The organism is Marinomonas sp. SBI8L (genome assembly GCF_001624705.1).
GTDB lineage: Bacteria > Pseudomonadota > Gammaproteobacteria > Pseudomonadales > Marinomonadaceae > Marinomonas.
In genome coordinates this window covers 98,763-112,855 of record NZ_JSEO01000001.1, presented here as the reverse complement: position 1 = coordinate 112,855, position 14,093 = coordinate 98,763, and the positions used below count along the sequence as shown (strand labels likewise).

13 protein-coding genes are annotated in these 14,093 nt (G+C 39.3%); 7 read left to right on the top strand and 6 right to left on the bottom strand.

What is annotated here, in order from left to right; genetic code table 11:
- The first annotated feature begins 17 nt into the window (after window positions 1-17).
- Both OA91_RS00505 and OA91_RS00500 read left to right on the top strand, forming a co-directional pair.
- Entirely contained in the window at window positions 18-362 is a 345-nt protein-coding gene (locus tag OA91_RS00505; RefSeq protein WP_063338499.1) for a MerR family transcriptional regulator, read from the top strand.
- A gap of 87 nt (window positions 363-449) precedes the next feature.
- Window positions 450-1,328, top strand: coding sequence for a PhzF family phenazine biosynthesis protein (locus tag OA91_RS00500; protein WP_063338500.1), 879 nt, complete (start codon window positions 450-452; stop codon window positions 1,326-1,328).
- 108 nt (window positions 1,329-1,436) lie between these two features.
- Here OA91_RS00500 and OA91_RS00495 read toward each other — a convergent pair whose 3' ends face one another.
- Window positions 1,437-2,318 (bottom strand): carboxylate/amino acid/amine transporter, encoded by an 882-nt coding sequence (locus OA91_RS00495; RefSeq protein WP_063338501.1) that lies wholly within the window; start codon window positions 2,316-2,318, stop codon window positions 1,437-1,439.
- Between the two features lie 138 nt (window positions 2,319-2,456).
- Between OA91_RS00495 and OA91_RS00490 the strand changes: the two genes are divergently transcribed.
- Both OA91_RS00490 and OA91_RS00485 read left to right on the top strand, forming a co-directional pair.
- Window positions 2,457-3,395, top strand: coding sequence for a LysR family transcriptional regulator (locus tag OA91_RS00490; RefSeq protein WP_063338502.1), 939 nt, complete (start codon window positions 2,457-2,459; stop codon window positions 3,393-3,395).
- Between the two features lie 83 nt (window positions 3,396-3,478).
- Window positions 3,479-4,093 carry a LysE family translocator gene (locus OA91_RS00485; RefSeq protein ID WP_046016208.1) on the top strand — a complete coding sequence of 205 codons (615 nt, stop codon included), beginning with the start codon at window positions 3,479-3,481 and terminating at the stop codon, window positions 4,091-4,093.
- A gap of 60 nt (window positions 4,094-4,153) precedes the next feature.
- Here the strand turns inward: OA91_RS00485 and OA91_RS00480 are convergent, their stop codons facing one another.
- The 3 genes from OA91_RS00480 to OA91_RS00470 form a co-directional block, all read right to left on the bottom strand.
- On the bottom strand, window positions 4,154-4,873 hold the full coding sequence (locus tag OA91_RS00480) for a hypothetical protein (RefSeq protein ID WP_063338503.1): 720 nt from the start codon (window positions 4,871-4,873) through the stop codon (window positions 4,154-4,156).
- A gap of 103 nt (window positions 4,874-4,976) precedes the next feature.
- Window positions 4,977-5,903, bottom strand: coding sequence for a leukocidin family pore-forming toxin (locus OA91_RS00475; protein ID WP_157203831.1), 927 nt, complete (start codon window positions 5,901-5,903; stop codon window positions 4,977-4,979).
- A 575-nt stretch (window positions 5,904-6,478) separates the two neighbouring features.
- Window positions 6,479-7,408: an endonuclease I family protein gene (locus OA91_RS00470; protein ID WP_063338504.1), complete on the bottom strand. Its 930-nt coding sequence runs from the start codon at window positions 7,406-7,408 to the stop codon at window positions 6,479-6,481.
- A gap of 461 nt (window positions 7,409-7,869) precedes the next feature.
- Between OA91_RS00470 and OA91_RS00465 the strand changes: the two genes are divergently transcribed.
- The gene (locus OA91_RS00465; RefSeq protein ID WP_063338505.1) at window positions 7,870-8,919 is read left to right on the top strand and encodes an endonuclease/exonuclease/phosphatase family protein; all 1,050 of its coding nucleotides are present in this window, start codon (window positions 7,870-7,872) and stop codon (window positions 8,917-8,919) included.
- Between the two features lie 560 nt (window positions 8,920-9,479).
- A complete protein-coding gene (locus tag OA91_RS00460; protein WP_063338506.1) occupies window positions 9,480-11,186 on the top strand; it encodes a methyl-accepting chemotaxis protein in 1,707 nt (568 codons plus the stop codon).
- A 66-nt stretch (window positions 11,187-11,252) separates the two neighbouring features.
- Here the strand turns inward: OA91_RS00460 and OA91_RS00455 are convergent, their stop codons facing one another.
- Together OA91_RS00455 and OA91_RS00450 are read right to left on the bottom strand one after the other, a co-directional pair.
- Window positions 11,253-12,104, bottom strand: a complete 852-nt coding sequence (locus tag OA91_RS00455; protein ID WP_082827714.1) for a substrate-binding periplasmic protein — start codon at window positions 12,102-12,104, stop codon at window positions 11,253-11,255.
- Window positions 12,105-12,337: 233 nt separating this feature from the next.
- Window positions 12,338-12,835 (bottom strand): MarR family winged helix-turn-helix transcriptional regulator, encoded by a 498-nt coding sequence (locus tag OA91_RS00450; protein WP_063338507.1) that lies wholly within the window; start codon window positions 12,833-12,835, stop codon window positions 12,338-12,340.
- Between the two features lie 157 nt (window positions 12,836-12,992).
- On the opposite strand from OA91_RS00450, the gene OA91_RS00445 reads away from it, so the two are divergent.
- Window positions 12,993-13,604, top strand: coding sequence for a LysE family translocator (locus OA91_RS00445; protein WP_063338508.1), 612 nt, complete (start codon window positions 12,993-12,995; stop codon window positions 13,602-13,604).
- Window positions 13,605-14,093: the final 489 nt, after the last annotated feature.

Sequence of the window (14,093 nt, the reverse complement as noted above, 5' to 3'; positions counted from 1 at the left end):
AGGAAGCTTATTTATTCATGAAGATCGCTGATGTAAGCCGTAAAACAGGCCTTAGTGCCCATACCATACGTTATTATGAAAAGCAGGGCTTGGTTAAAACACCTGCTAAAGATGCCAGTGGTCATAGAGCCTTTAGTGAAAAAGAAGTTGAGCTATTAAACTGGGTTGCCTGCTTAAAAAAGTCGGGCATGTCCCTTAATAAAATTAAGGCCTATGTTGCTGCTTTTGAAGCAGATGATAGCCCTTTAGCGACGGATATTTTGGAACAACACTTGTTGAAGCTTAAAAATCAGCAAGAAGATATTCATCACTATATTGATGTGACCAGCGAGAAAATTAAACGCTTAAAAGGTTTGACTTAGAGTATGCTCTAACTTGTTAACCTCACTTTATCGCCTTCAGGAGGACATGAACTCCTAGGCAAAATATATAAAGTAGGAGTTAATAAAATGAAACTAGATGTCGCTATTGTGAATGCCTTTGTTACTCAAACTCAGGATGGAAAATCAGTGGGAGGTAACTCTGCTGGAGTTGTGCTTAATGCGGATGATTTAAGTCACGCACAAAAGTTGAGCATAGCTAAGCAAGTGGGCTTATCTGAAACCGCATTTGTTTCTTTATCTGATGTTGCGGATTTTAAGTTAGATTTCTTCACACCAACTCGTCAAATTGCCCATTGTGGCCATGCAACCATTGCGACTTTTAATCTGCTTGCTAGTAAAGGTTTAATTCCGCAAGAAAATACCTCAAAAGAAACGATAGATGGTATCCGTGCTGTCTCTGTTACTGATGGGTCTGCTTTTATGGCGCAACTGGCACCAAGTTATCAAGCCTTACCTGAGTATCAAGCGCGAGTGCTAAGCTCTCTTAATCTAACCTCAGAAGAGGTGAGTGAGGAGGCTCTTCTTGTAAATACAGGGAATTCCTTCTTATTGGTCGGAGTGAAGGATAAACAGGCATTAGCCAATATTTCACCTGATTATGATTTGATTCAAACCATCTCTGAAGAGTTAGATCTGATTGGCTATTATGTTTTCAGTCTAGATACCCACCTAGCGTCTTCTGCTGCGACCAGTCGCATGTTTGCTCCGAGATATGGGATTTTAGAAGAGGCAGCAACAGGCATGGCAGCAGGCCCGCTTGCTTGCTATCTCTATGATCAAAAAAAGGTAAACCAAACAAGCTTCATCATAGAGCAAGGTTATGCCATGAAAGTCCCTTCCCCGAGCCTTTTAAAGGCTGAACTAAAGCTCGAAGATGATGAGATAAAAAGCCTCAGTGTGGGTGGTAGGGCCAAAGTGAGCCAAGCATTAAGCTTAGATGTATAGAATTAGAGAGATAAGCTTAATACAGCACAAATACAGATTTAATTAGGCGTATTTGTGCTGTTGATTCTCCTAGTAAGTAGTCTTATAAATGATTAAATAAGTCATGCTTTATGAATGGCTAAGAGCAGGTTCCAATGCTGAAGTGCGTCTTTTCGCTAACCACTGGTTCAGTACAAGTGCAAACATTATGATGCCAGCACCTAGGCTGAGTCTTAAAATATCTGCATCACGATTCCAGATAATCAGGTTCACCAAGATACCTGCTGGAATGAGCAAATTGTTCATTACCGCAAGTGCCCCGACATTGACCTTGGTTGCTCCCATGTTCCAAGCGAAATAGCCAAGCCCTGAAGCAACTACGCCAAGGTAAATCAGAACGCCCCACTGTAAGTTAGTACTAGGGAGTTTCTCTGGGTTACCAAAAGCCAGGTAGCATAGGCTGGCGATGATAAAAGCACCAATAAAGAACCAGCCAAATACGGTTTTTTGATCCAAATCTGAATCTTGTAACAGGCGTTTGTAACTAACTTGCCCTGTGGCAAAGCAGAGGTTCGCCATCTGTACGATAAGAAAACCGGTAATAAAGTTTGCATCTATACCTTGATAACGAATCGCAATGGCACCTGAGGTGGCTATCATGGCGGTGATGAGAAAGCTTAAGTTAAATTTACGATCAAAGGCATCATTTAGAAGTGTGACATAAATAGGGGTCATTACCGTAAATAAGAGAACTTCTGGTACGGATAAATACAAGAAGGAGTGATAATAAAACACATACATTAGGCCCAATTGAATGGCGCCAATTAGCATTAACTTGAGTATGTTTTTAGACGGAATCTTGCCGAGGCGTAAAAAGGGTAAAAAGACGAGAGTGGCTAATCCGATACGCAGTAATACTGAAAACCATGCATCGACTTGCCCTGCTAAATAAACGCCTATGAGGCTAAAAGAAAAGGCCCAAAGTAGGGTGACGGCAAATAAATAGGGCATGATTTTCATTCCTTTTGAAAGTGTAGGGCGAACTCTAAATGAGAATGATTGCTAAATAAAGCTTTTTGTATAAAGCCCTGTAAATTTGGCTAAGCTGCAAGGTAAGATAATGCTCATCATCCTGATGGCAGTTAGCTCGTGAATAACTACAAACTTCTTCCCGCACTTGTTTCTATTTTACAAACGCGCAATTTAACCGCTTCAGCGGCAGAGCTTAATGTTACTCAATCGGCCATGAGTAAAACCTTGTCTCAAATACGCGAAGCCTTTCATGACAAGATACTCATACGAGAAGGCAATCAGTTTGTACTTACTCAAAGAGGGGAACAGCTTAAAACACAACTACCTGAATTGATGCAAACTCTTGATGGGCTTTATGCTCCAAACACTATGGAGCTTGAGCTTTGTCAGCGCCGTTTTTCAATTGCCTCCAGTGATTATGTGGCTCAAGCGGTCGTCCCCATGATTACCCGTGAAATGCATGATAAAGCCCCTAACGTTAGCCTTGAATTTCAAGCATGGCAGCCATCAAAACTCACAGAGCTTGCTGATACTCAGATAGATCTTGTGACAACTATTGCAGACGAAGTACCTGAGAACCTTCAAGGCAGGTGGTTTGCAGAAGATGAACTCGTGGTTATGTTAAGGCAAGACCATCCTATCCTTAATAAACAGCAGGCTTTTAGCCTTGATGACTATTGTCAGAGCAAGCACATTCTTATTAGCGGTGGTGGGGATAAAAATAGTCTGCTTGATCAGGCGCTTTTAGCTCAAGGTCTGCAAAGGCAAGTATTGATTCAAGTGCCTTTTTATCAAGCAGCCATTGAGCTGGTGCTAAACACAGATGCCTTATTAACCTTACCTATGCATATAGCAGGAGACTTTGCTCAAAGGCATGATGTGACATTAAGGCGTTTACCTATCTCGCTTGCCGCTAATCAATACTATCTACTTTGGCATGCTAAGCATCATCATGACCCTGAACATAAATGGTTTCGAGAGCTTTGTACTGGCTTGCTGCAAAAGCATCTGATTCAAACCATTAAAGATGGTGTGAAATTTATTCATGCCAGTTAGTAATAAATGTGATTTTAACTCATGTATAGAATGTCATAGGATAAGGCATCGAGTGATTTAAGCTGTTTTATGGAGAGTGAAAGATGAGTTTTAGTACCTGGTTAGGGCTACTTGCGATTTGTTGTTTAGGTGCCATGTCACCTGGGCCGAGTTTGGCCATGGTTGTGCGACATACCCTAGGTGGTGGTCGAGCAAAAGGCATTGTCTGTGCTTGGGCTCACTCTTTGGGGATCGGCTTTTATGCCTTACTAACCTTGCTAGGCTTGGCGGCAATTTTAAAACACTCGCCTTTAATTTTTAATGGTATTGCGATATTTGGTGCTCTGTATTTGGCTTGGATAGGTGTACAGGCATTAAGATCAAAAGGTGGTATGTCTGATAAATTGGCGGCGGGCGAAAGCACAAGCTATTTAAAAGCCGCTCAAGATGGCATAGCGATTTCGATTTTTAACCCTAAGATTATCTTGTTTTTCTTGGCCTTATTTAGCCAATTTGTCAAAGTGGCAGATGATAATTTAGGTAATGCCCTTGTTGTGCTAACGCCACTGTTAGTGGATGGGCTTTGGTATACAATCATTGCGCTAATTCTTTCTCATAAGGCGGTATTACCTAAGTTGAGAGAAAAGGCATCCCTGATTGATAAACTATCGGGATTGGTGTTAATCGGTTTGGCTAGTCGTGTTATTTTTACGCTCTAGTTTATAGCGCGAGAGATCTAACTAAGCCAGCCAACCGAAAGGTGACTGGCTTTTGTGTTTTTAACTATTGGCGTTTGCTTCTTGTTTTTTCTCTTGTTCTTTTTCAAAAAGCTCTATGGCGAGTTTTACTTTCTCAGATAGGTCTTCTTCACTTTCTTGATCCGACGTTGAAACTGGCAATACCATGTATTCAATCCCACCATTGGCAAGCTTAATGCTGGTGGCTATTGTCATAGAAGACTCAGAGCCTGTACCGTAATAGTCTGATACCAGATCACCACTTGTTTTGTTGAACTCTAAAAGGTTTTCTTTGGCTTGCGTATTATCAAATAGCAGCATCTTTCCACTATTGGCATAGCGTCTTAAAATCTCATCGGTTTGGGCATCAAAGGGGTAATATGATGAGTCTAAATAAGCAACATCATGTTCTTCGAGAAAACTATCTAAGCGAGCCCCTGCTGGAGTATAGCTACTAAGTACTCTTGGTAGAGGAGCTTCTTCCTCAATCACTGTGTCATCTAGTTCGGTTAGGCTTAACGCTTCTTCTGTTGACGTGTCATTAGCTTTTTTATCTAACCCAGTCTTATTGTTGATAAAACCACTTGCGGTTTCTGAGTGTGAATCTGTATGGCTAGATACTTTATCTTGAGCCAACCCTGTTGATGTATCTTGGTTATTAGGTTGGCCATTAGAGAGTAATCTAGTGGCTAAACTCGCCCCTAGAGTGAGGCAGAGTGCTAAAACTACCCAAAATGATTTTGAACCTGTGTTAATCCGCATTGTGGCTCCATGAGATATTTACTTATCCGTTTTATCAAAGAGCAAGAGATCAGATGTTCTCTTGCTCTTACGCTAACTCGTGTGTGGGAGACGAGTCTTGTTTTTAGTGATAGAGACTATCGCTCCAACCTATGCTGACAACTCTTTCAGCAGCAGAGGTTTGGCTATAGTCTGAATGGTTTTTCCAGCTAAAGTTTGAGTAGAAGGTGCACCAGTCACGGGCGAAGTGATAATGGGTTTTAGTCCAAGCGGCCCTTAGACCTAAACGGGTATTATTTTGTCCGTCTGTGACTGAGTCTTTACGATAAAGGACCGAGGCTTCGGGTCTAAAGTCTGAACGCATCACAACGGGCAGCTCATTTGTTGGTATTAGATTGTTAAAGTTACATTTTCCTAAATTCGTCCAAGCATAGATTAAGTTATTTTTAGGGGGCGTTTTGTGTCTAATCGACTGATTTTGAATATTCCAAGTGATAGCGTTTTGATTCTGATTATAATCGGCGATAGTGGTAAATTCAGCCTGATCATAACGTACATTTGTACTCCAAGATGCACCGCCTGAAATCACTGGTATTTGTCCTGAAGTGATACCAAGACTAAATTCAGAGGTTTCAGAAACAGAAGCAGAACTAATGGTATTAGAGGGTTTGTGATCCCAATGTCTTACATTTGCTCCATCATGATAATTTACTTTTAGTTGAAACGAGGTGGGTATGGAGTAGCGATAGTCTGCTGAAGTACCATATTCATAAAGCGTGGTTCTTTGGGGAACATTCGTCATATCAAAACCAGATCCGCCGGATAAAACTAGTTTAACCTCTTTAATAGATTCTGGAATATGATCTAAATTCCAAGCATTTTGAACCGCATAAAGTAATCGGATTCTTTTATTATTGGCATCAGTATCATCTAAATTATATAAAGTAGATGTATAAGATTTAATGGTATCGGCTGCAATTGTTAAACCACTTACCGAACTTAATGAAACTGCAAATATACCTAAAAAAATTGTGGGTTTGATTTTTTGCATTTATCTCTTCCTTGTTTTCAGCATTGAAAGAATTGGCTTAATAAGCCAATCGTTTTTAAAGACTAAAAGTCTTTAAATCAGAAATGAGTCGTTCAATGCTAGAAATTGATATTTTTTGCTTTTTGCTTGTATTGAGCAAAATTATCAAATATGTGCTGCTTTGTTGTATTTAAATTAGGTTTTGAGCATTGATCTTGTAAGAATTGTGTAAGTAAAAAAGATAGATGTCTATACTAAAAAAACTAATTGATAGTTGATTTTGTTATTTCACATAATGATATTGTATAAGTTCCTGATTTTGAAAATATAAAAATATTTAAATAAAATGTGAATTTTTTAATTATTTTAACGTTCAGTTTTTAGTGAAAGTTTTTTGAATAGTTCTTCTAAAAAGACGTTTAGATAAGCTTAAAGCGTTATAAGAAATACTTTCTTTTCGATAGGTTTTATTTATTTTGAATGTTTCTATTAATTAAAATTATTTTTTCAAAAAAGTTTTAAGTCGATTTGCTTTTGAGAATGGCGTGTTTTTAATATGTCGTTTAATAGAAAAGGTATGTCGTAATTAAGGCACCTTAACATTGACTCCAGATTTGATTTATCCAATGGCTATTATCAATAAAAGGGTTTCGATTACCTTGTAGTTCTTGCACTCTATCATTACGTCTTTTCTCAAATGCGGTGACAGGGAAAGATTGGTTCCATTTCACCAAGGTACATAAGTCGCCTATCCAAGGCTGACCTGTTTGTTTGAGGTTAGTATCTTTAAGGTAGAGGTCTGGCATTTTTTCTTGTCCGCTATTGTCTCCAAGCTCATATCGGGTTGCCATATAAAATACCATACGTGCAACCTGGCCTTTCGCTCTATCACTTGGCTCAAAAGATTGATTTTTCTTATCGACAAAAGTGCCGCTGGCTTGTTTAGTGCCATCTGCTTTTTTATCCATGAAAGGCTTACCGCCTTCGTCATAACCATAATTGCTATGGGCGCCATTGATATTACGATCAGCAGGCCTTAGGTGGTGTAAATCTGTATAGCCATCTTGGCTTTGCTTTTTAAAGCCGCGTGACTTTGGCCAAACATGTTCTCTATCCCAACTATCGGCTGTGCCTTTGCCGCGATTAGCTTGGTTAATATGGCGGGTTTCATCTAAATATAATAGCTGGATTAAGCCGCATTTAGGCTTGTGTCTTGGGCAAGCTGAGTCTGTATAGGTGAGGGCTTCCCATACATCTAGGTGTTTGCCATCGTACCAGTCAGTGTTTTTACTACGGGTATATTTCAGCGGTTTCTGACCATCAATAATGTCATGTAATTTAGCTTTCAAAGCACTAGAGGTGAGACCTTCCGTCCCCGACCAGTATTGCTTGAGTGATTCCCCTTTAGAGGCTGAGAAAGGCGTTTCAAATAAGGTTGCGCTAAAAGCAGGGGAGATCTGAGAAAAGGCTAATAAAATAATTAAGCTGCTATATATGGCCAAATTTAGAGAGAGGTGTTGCTTCATTTGAAAACCTTTTAATCATGAATAAATGAAAGCAATCAATCGCGTTAAGCGCTGTCATTGATTGACTTATGACTATCCATGTAAAAAGTTCACGCACGTAAAAAAGCCCCATCCAAGACTTTTCTCTACTCTATATTCCCCTAAAGAGGTGTTAGTAGCTGGCGCAATATAACCATAAAAAAGCCGATTGAAAAGGCTAAAGATAAAGCTTTTGTATAGGTATTCATTTTCAAACTTGATCTAACGGCGGGCTCTGATTTGATTAAAAGTAAGCGTAAAAAAACTCTTTCAATAAAAAGCTAATCAAGACATGAAATTAGCCTCCAATATTGAGAAAACGGCACTTTATATATAGATGACTGAAAAGCTATTTCTGTTACGCATTTTTTGTTTAATTTTTCTTAGTCCTCTCCAAGAGAGGAGTGTCTTTTATCTATTTTGACAACTAAGGAAAAATAACAATGCGAATGATTCGGCTTAAAAAATACCTATTACCCGCTTCTTTCATCGGCTTTACCTGCTTCTATCAAAGCTCGGCTTACGCTCTTTGTGGCTTAACTGAATATGAGTTTTCAGCGACAGGCACTAAAAGCTCTAAAGGGTATGATTATCAAGAGAGTGGGGCTCCCAGCTATGAAAGTGCTGATTCAGGGAGCTTTGACTTAGTGGTTTATAATATTGATGGTTTTCCAGAATGTATCGGCGGCAATTCAAAATCTGATTTGAAAGAGCTCCTTAAAAGGCTTGAAAGTGAAAACTATAATCTAGTTTTGATGCAGGAAATGTTCAGTGAGTCTAAACACGACTTGGTAAAAGATGAAGGTAGACTCAGTAAGCAAGCTTACCCATATCGTTCGAAACATTGGCGTGGAGGCATGACATCTTATGGTGATGGGCTACTGCGTTTATCCGACTTTCCTTTTGATATGGCCAATCGAGATAACAATGATTACAGCTTAGACTCTAATGAGTTTGAAGAGTATACCGCTTGTCACGGTAGCTTATTTGATAACAGCCCAGATTGCTGGACGGAAAAGGGTTTTAGTGTAGCGGTACATGAAATCACTCCAGACTTTGCTGTGCATGTTTATAACACTCATATGAATGCCGGCCGTGACGAAGATGATTATAACGCTCGTCGTAAGCAGTTTTTACAGTTGGCCGACTTTATTAATAGTTATTCTGCCAATGCGACTGTGATCATGGGAGGAGACTTTAATAATAAGTGGTCTGATTATCCATTTGCTGATGAACAGCGACAAGTTTGGGAGATGTTCTTATCTACCACTGGCATGAGGTTAGCGTGTCAGGACTTTATAGAAAGCACGGATGACAGCATAGCTAACTGCGCAACTAGCTCGAGTGAAAGCACGGACCAAGTAGCTTATTTGAATCGTGATTTTGCATATTACCAACTCGAATTGGTTGAGTATGAAGAGTTGGATACCTTCACTGAATTAAGTGACCATGAACCTATTCGAGCTAAGTTTAATTGGTATAAAAAGGACTAACCTTACGCTTTAGTTCACTCAAATTTTGTCTCCTTTCTGATATAAGTCAGCCATAAAAAGTTAACTTTTTATGGCTGATACTTTATCCATTTAATAAAACAAAAATACTTCTCACTCGATTTCTGGCATTCAATAAATGGCGTATATTTACTTTATATCTGTATCTTTGTGTAAATATTAATTTATTTAATCCTACTTAAGTTCAGAATTAAGCTAATTTTTACGCCATAAATTAAAGTGATTTCTCTCATAATTGTAAATAATCGTAATGCTTTTATAATTATTTATTTCTTAATAATCAATTGGTTAATATTTTTTAAAGTTTTAGAAAGGCGATTTTTATCGCTAATTTAACCTTATATTTACCTTGGTTTCTATCAAGATAGATAAAGTTTTCTTATACTCTCTATCCTTCAATTTAAATGTGAAGAAATGTGACAATATTTGTATTGGAAAAATATAAAACTGAGCGCTTATTTAAATGCGTACTGGAGATGAATTTTATTCACTAGGTTTGATTCTATTTTCCGAAAAACCTTTCATTGCTAAAGGATGTTGAAATGAAAATTAAAACACGTCTTATCGCTATCCTCATTGCGATTATGTTACTCATGTTAACTGCCATCATTAGTCAAAATATCGCCACCTTTAAAAACGAAGATCAAAAGCTCAGTAGTCAAACACGTTACCTCTCTTATCTCCTCGCTGACGAATTTAGACACACCTCCATGGACTTAACTCGATTAAGCCGCACTTATGTTAAAACTGGCGACAAAAAGTATTTTGATGCCTACTGGGAAATAGTTAATTGGCGTGCTGGTAAAGCCAAAAGGCCAAGCGAATTTCACCCTAAGCTCTATCCAGGGCAAGTGAAGAAACAAAGTGAAATAATGGCCGAGCTTAACTTTTCTAAACAAGAGTTAGACCTTTTAGCGCAAGCGGCAAGTAACTCTAATTTATTGATAGATACTGAAACTCAAGCTATGGAATCTATTCGTACAGGCAAGATAGTGTCTGGCCCTTTTGCTCCTAAAACAGGTGAATCGGTTGAAGACTTTGCTGCCAGAATTGTATTTGATCAGCAGTATCACAAAGAAGTAAAAGCCATATTTGTGCCAGTAAATGCCTTTTTCGAAGCCTTAGACCAACGTACAGCAGAGCACCTAGCTGACTCACAAGAAGCGGCCTCATTATGGTTAAAAGCCAGTTTTGCGAGCCAAATTATTGTTGCCTTGCTCATTATTAGTTTGATCTTTTTCATTATGCAGGCGCTGTTTAAGCCTTTACAGTCAGCAATAAATGCCATGCTTAATATCGGAGAAGGGGATGGAGACTTAAGTAAGCGACTGCATGAAGTGGGTAGTAATGAACTGTCGAGTTTAGGTCGAGGCTTTAACCTTTTTGCCAATCAAATACAGCATGTTGTGATTGAGTTAAGGCATGTGATCGACGATATATCCTCTTCTTCTAGCCAATTAAGTGCGACTGCTAATTCAACAGATAAGGCGGTTGCAGAGCAAAAGGTGGGGATAGAGCAATTGTTAGTTGCTCTAGAGCAAATATTGCCAGCGGTGCAAGAGGTTGCATCGAATGCGGCGAAAGGGGCTGAATTAGCGAATAACTCGGATAAGGCTGCCACGAATGGACTCGCCGTAGTGGATGCCAGTATCGATAATATTAACTTACTGCAAAGTGATATTGATACCGCTTCAGGCGTGATAGACAGGTTAGCGAATGACTCGGATGCCATAGGCTCTGTATTGGATGTGATTCGAGGAATCGCGGATCAAACAAACTTGCTAGCACTTAATGCTGCCATTGAGGCCGCCAGAGCTGGCGAGCAGGGTCGAGGCTTTGCCGTCGTTGCAGACGAAGTGCGAACATTAGCGAAACGCACTCAAGATTCCACGTCAGAAATACAGATCATGATAGAAAAGCTACAGCATGGAGCAAAAGAAGCGGTTGAAAGGATAGCCTTTAGTAAGGAGCGTGCTATTGCTTGTGTTGAAAACAGCAAGGAATCAGGTGATGCCTTAAATGAGATCACCCAGTCTGTGGCTTCTATTAGCCAAATAAACCACCAGATTGCGGCCGCAACCGAAGAGCAGAATAATGCCATTGAAGAAATACGTCGTACGGTTGAAGTGATTAATGAACATGTGGAAGAAACCGCAGCTGGTTCACGAGAAACGGCCAGTAATAGTCAGCACACCACTGAATTGAGTAGCAAGATTCAGCTATTAGTGGGTAAGTTTAAAACGGAATAGTGCTGATAAAAAAACTAACCGGGGTTGAAGAGCAGATTTAAAAGCAGAATAGGGTTGAGTGGCATCTTATTCTGCTGTACCAAACCATTTTTCATGTATCTGCTTTAATCTGCCTTGTCTCATTAAGCGTCGCTTACCAAGGTCGAAATCTGCGAGTAAGACTTTGGCATTGGGATTAGTTTTCAAGGCTGCTAGGTACTCATTAGAACTATCAAAGGCTGGCATCTTTTTAAACTTACCCTGCCAATTCTCTTGCTTAAGGGTGTAATCCCAATTTGTCTCATAACCCAAAAAGCCATCAAGGTGTTTCGCCTCTAGCATTTTAAACCCTTGGGTGATGGTGGTGATCTTGATGATATTAATATCCTTTACGGCATCCCATTTATCACCATAGTTAAAGCCTCGCTTGACACCAATAGAGAGGTCTTTTAATGATGTTAAATCTTGCCATTCTAAAGCAGAGTCTTGGTTCACATATACTTTAAATTTAGCGCTATTAATCGCTTCTTCTGAAAAATGAAAGGTGTTAAGTCTTTCTGAGTTAATCCCTGTCGGAAAGAGAATATCGGCATTACCTGATTTGACAGTTGATACCGCCCTTGCCCAAGGGACAATCTTAAGCTGTATTGTGTAGCCCATTTCTTGAAAGCTTTCACGTAGCACATCCCAGCTATAGCCACGAAAACCAACGGCATCTTCGCCTAGGTGAATAAGTTGATCACTTTGATAACCTTCATCTGCCATACAATAAGGTGCGTAATCAAACAGGGTCACAATCTTGATGGTTTTATACTTAGTAAAGGCTGGGTTTATCAGGATAAAAAACAGGCAGGTAATAACAGATAGAAATTTAATTGAATTAAAGCATCTTGGGTTTTTAGTTTGCTCATAGATGAAATTGGACTGACTAGATGGCATCACTAATTAGCTCCTTGTTTTCTTTCATTGAGTGCAAGACCTGTCGGAATCTAAGCGATAAACTTTGTTATTAAGACACAGCTTAATGACTTCATATTAGAAGTGCTTTTAGCTTTAAGGGCGATCCAAGTTCATCTTATCCATTTGATTATCATGGATAAGATGAAGATAAATTTAATTAATACTGACCTTATCTTAGTTAGCAGAGACAGATATGGCTATTTAGCGCTAGATTATTTGCTATTGGCGAGATGTTTAAGGATCTTTCGTGAAAGGGGCTCACCTTGCATCACTTCTTCAGCTTCTTCTAAGGTTTGCCAAAATCCTATGCTCTGATCTGGTAGACAATCATTGGTTACCTGCTTTATGGCTTGCCAAATAGGCGTTAATTCGTTTTCAACAAATTCGAGAACCACAGAAGTAGGCCTGACAATAATCGCACGTTCATCCCTTGGGTCCGTTTCACGAGTGCAAAAGCCAATGGATTCAAGTTTGGTAACAGTTTGGCTAATGGATGAATGAGTGAGACCGGTTTCTTCGGCAAGCTCTCGAATGGAAAGCAGTTCACTGCTATGGGCACAAATTAATGACACCACAGGAAAGTGTCTAGGGTTAAAATCTATGCCCTTGGCCTTATACACAGCTTTGATTTCAGAAGAGAGGTAATCACTAAAACGGCGCATCCTAGAGCCTAGGGCAAGCCCTTCCATTTCTGAAATCCAATCTGACATAGCATTTTCTCTTTTGCAGTTATTTGCAGCAAACTCTAAAGGGTTTGACTCAGTTTCTCAATATCATTTATATTACTTGTAATATAAATGTTTATACAAAAGTGTTTCTCACTAGGGAACTTAAAGTGAGAATGGCTAATAAAATAGAGGAAACCGCATGGATTTTAATACTTGGATTATTTTTACTGTCACCATAGCTTTGGTGATTGCGATTCCTGGTCCCTTAACCTTATTAATGGTGAATAGCTCTATTAATGTGGGTATGCGTAAATCTATGCCAATTATTTTAGGGGGCAGTACTGCCTCTTCTATTTTGATTAGTATTTCTGCCATAGGTTTAGGTGCTGTTATTGCGGCATCAGAAACCTTTTTTTATCTGATTAAATATCTAGGAGCTGCTTACCTCATCTATCTTGGTTTTAACCTTTGGATGTCTTCAAAACCAGCGAACGAAGAAGAGCAAGAAGAAGCCCCCAAAAAGCATCAAAACCTCTTACTAAAGAGCTTTACCTTGGGGATTACTAATCCAAAAGATATTGTATTCTTCATCGCTTTTTTACCTCAGTTTATTTCAACCCAAGAAAGCTATGCCACTCAGTTAGCTGTGATAGTTGTAACTTGGTTTGCTGTCGACTTTCTATGTAAGGTGCTCTACGGCGTCTTATCTAGAATGATAGTGGGACGTATTAATAGTGTTCGTAAAACCAGTGTGCTTGATAGGGTTTCCGCTGTGATTTTTGTGGCAGCAGGCGTCGCAGCAACTATTTAGTTTTATTTATGAATAGAGCTTAAGGAACCTACGATTAAGTCACCTCTTCTCAGTCTTTTCAGAAAAAGCGTCAAACAAGGCGTCACTTTGCCGCTTTTTCTGATAAGAGCTGTAGGCACCTTTCGAAAAGGGACAACACTGGGTGACGCTTTTTCTGAAATGCCGTTTAGGTATTCTTCAAAGACCCGAAGGGCGTGGTCTAAAAGCCCTATCTTTAAGTTGAGGGCCTTATCAATAGAATAACTATTAAGTTACGCCCCTCGCCATAAACCTAGGCGCTTTTATCCACACGCTGAGGCGGGAGGACTTATTCGCAGGTTCCTTAAACGAAAGTTTAGGCGCTCTTCAATATAGGTATGCTGTATGATTAAATTGAAACAGCTGAGTGTCTTTATCTTATAATGATAAACACCACTTTATTAGACGGGTATTAACTTAGTCTAATCCTCTCTTTTTTGACTTTTACGTATTAAATGTAAGGTTATTTAA

Bases quoted from the DNA above. Each gene is read 5' to 3' on its own strand.
- OA91_RS00480 (WP_063338503.1), bottom strand. From the start codon at position 4,873: ATGCGGATTAACACAGGTTCAAAATCATTTTGGGTAGTTTTAGCACTC.
- OA91_RS00475 (WP_157203831.1), bottom strand. From the start codon at position 5,903: ATGCAAAAAATCAAACCCACAATTTTTTTAGGTATATTTGCAGTTTCA.
- OA91_RS00470 (WP_063338504.1), bottom strand. From the start codon at position 7,408: ATGAAGCAACACCTCTCTCTAAATTTGGCCATATATAGCAGCTTAATT.
- OA91_RS00445 (WP_063338508.1), top strand. From the start codon at position 12,993: ATGGATTTTAATACTTGGATTATTTTTACTGTCACCATAGCTTTGGTG.
- OA91_RS00495 (WP_063338501.1), bottom strand. From the start codon at position 2,318: ATGCCCTATTTATTTGCCGTCACCCTACTTTGGGCCTTTTCTTTTAGC.
- OA91_RS00450 (WP_063338507.1), bottom strand. From the start codon at position 12,835: ATGTCAGATTGGATTTCAGAAATGGAAGGGCTTGCCCTAGGCTCTAGG.
- OA91_RS00460 (WP_063338506.1), top strand. From the start codon at position 9,480: ATGAAAATTAAAACACGTCTTATCGCTATCCTCATTGCGATTATGTTA.
- OA91_RS00500 (WP_063338500.1), top strand. From the start codon at position 450: ATGAAACTAGATGTCGCTATTGTGAATGCCTTTGTTACTCAAACTCAG.
- OA91_RS00465 (WP_063338505.1), top strand. From the start codon at position 7,870: ATGCGAATGATTCGGCTTAAAAAATACCTATTACCCGCTTCTTTCATC.
- OA91_RS00455 (WP_082827714.1), bottom strand. From the start codon at position 12,104: ATGCCATCTAGTCAGTCCAATTTCATCTATGAGCAAACTAAAAACCCA.
- OA91_RS00505 (WP_063338499.1), top strand. From the start codon at position 18: ATGAAGATCGCTGATGTAAGCCGTAAAACAGGCCTTAGTGCCCATACC.
- OA91_RS00485 (WP_046016208.1), top strand. From the start codon at position 3,479: ATGAGTTTTAGTACCTGGTTAGGGCTACTTGCGATTTGTTGTTTAGGT.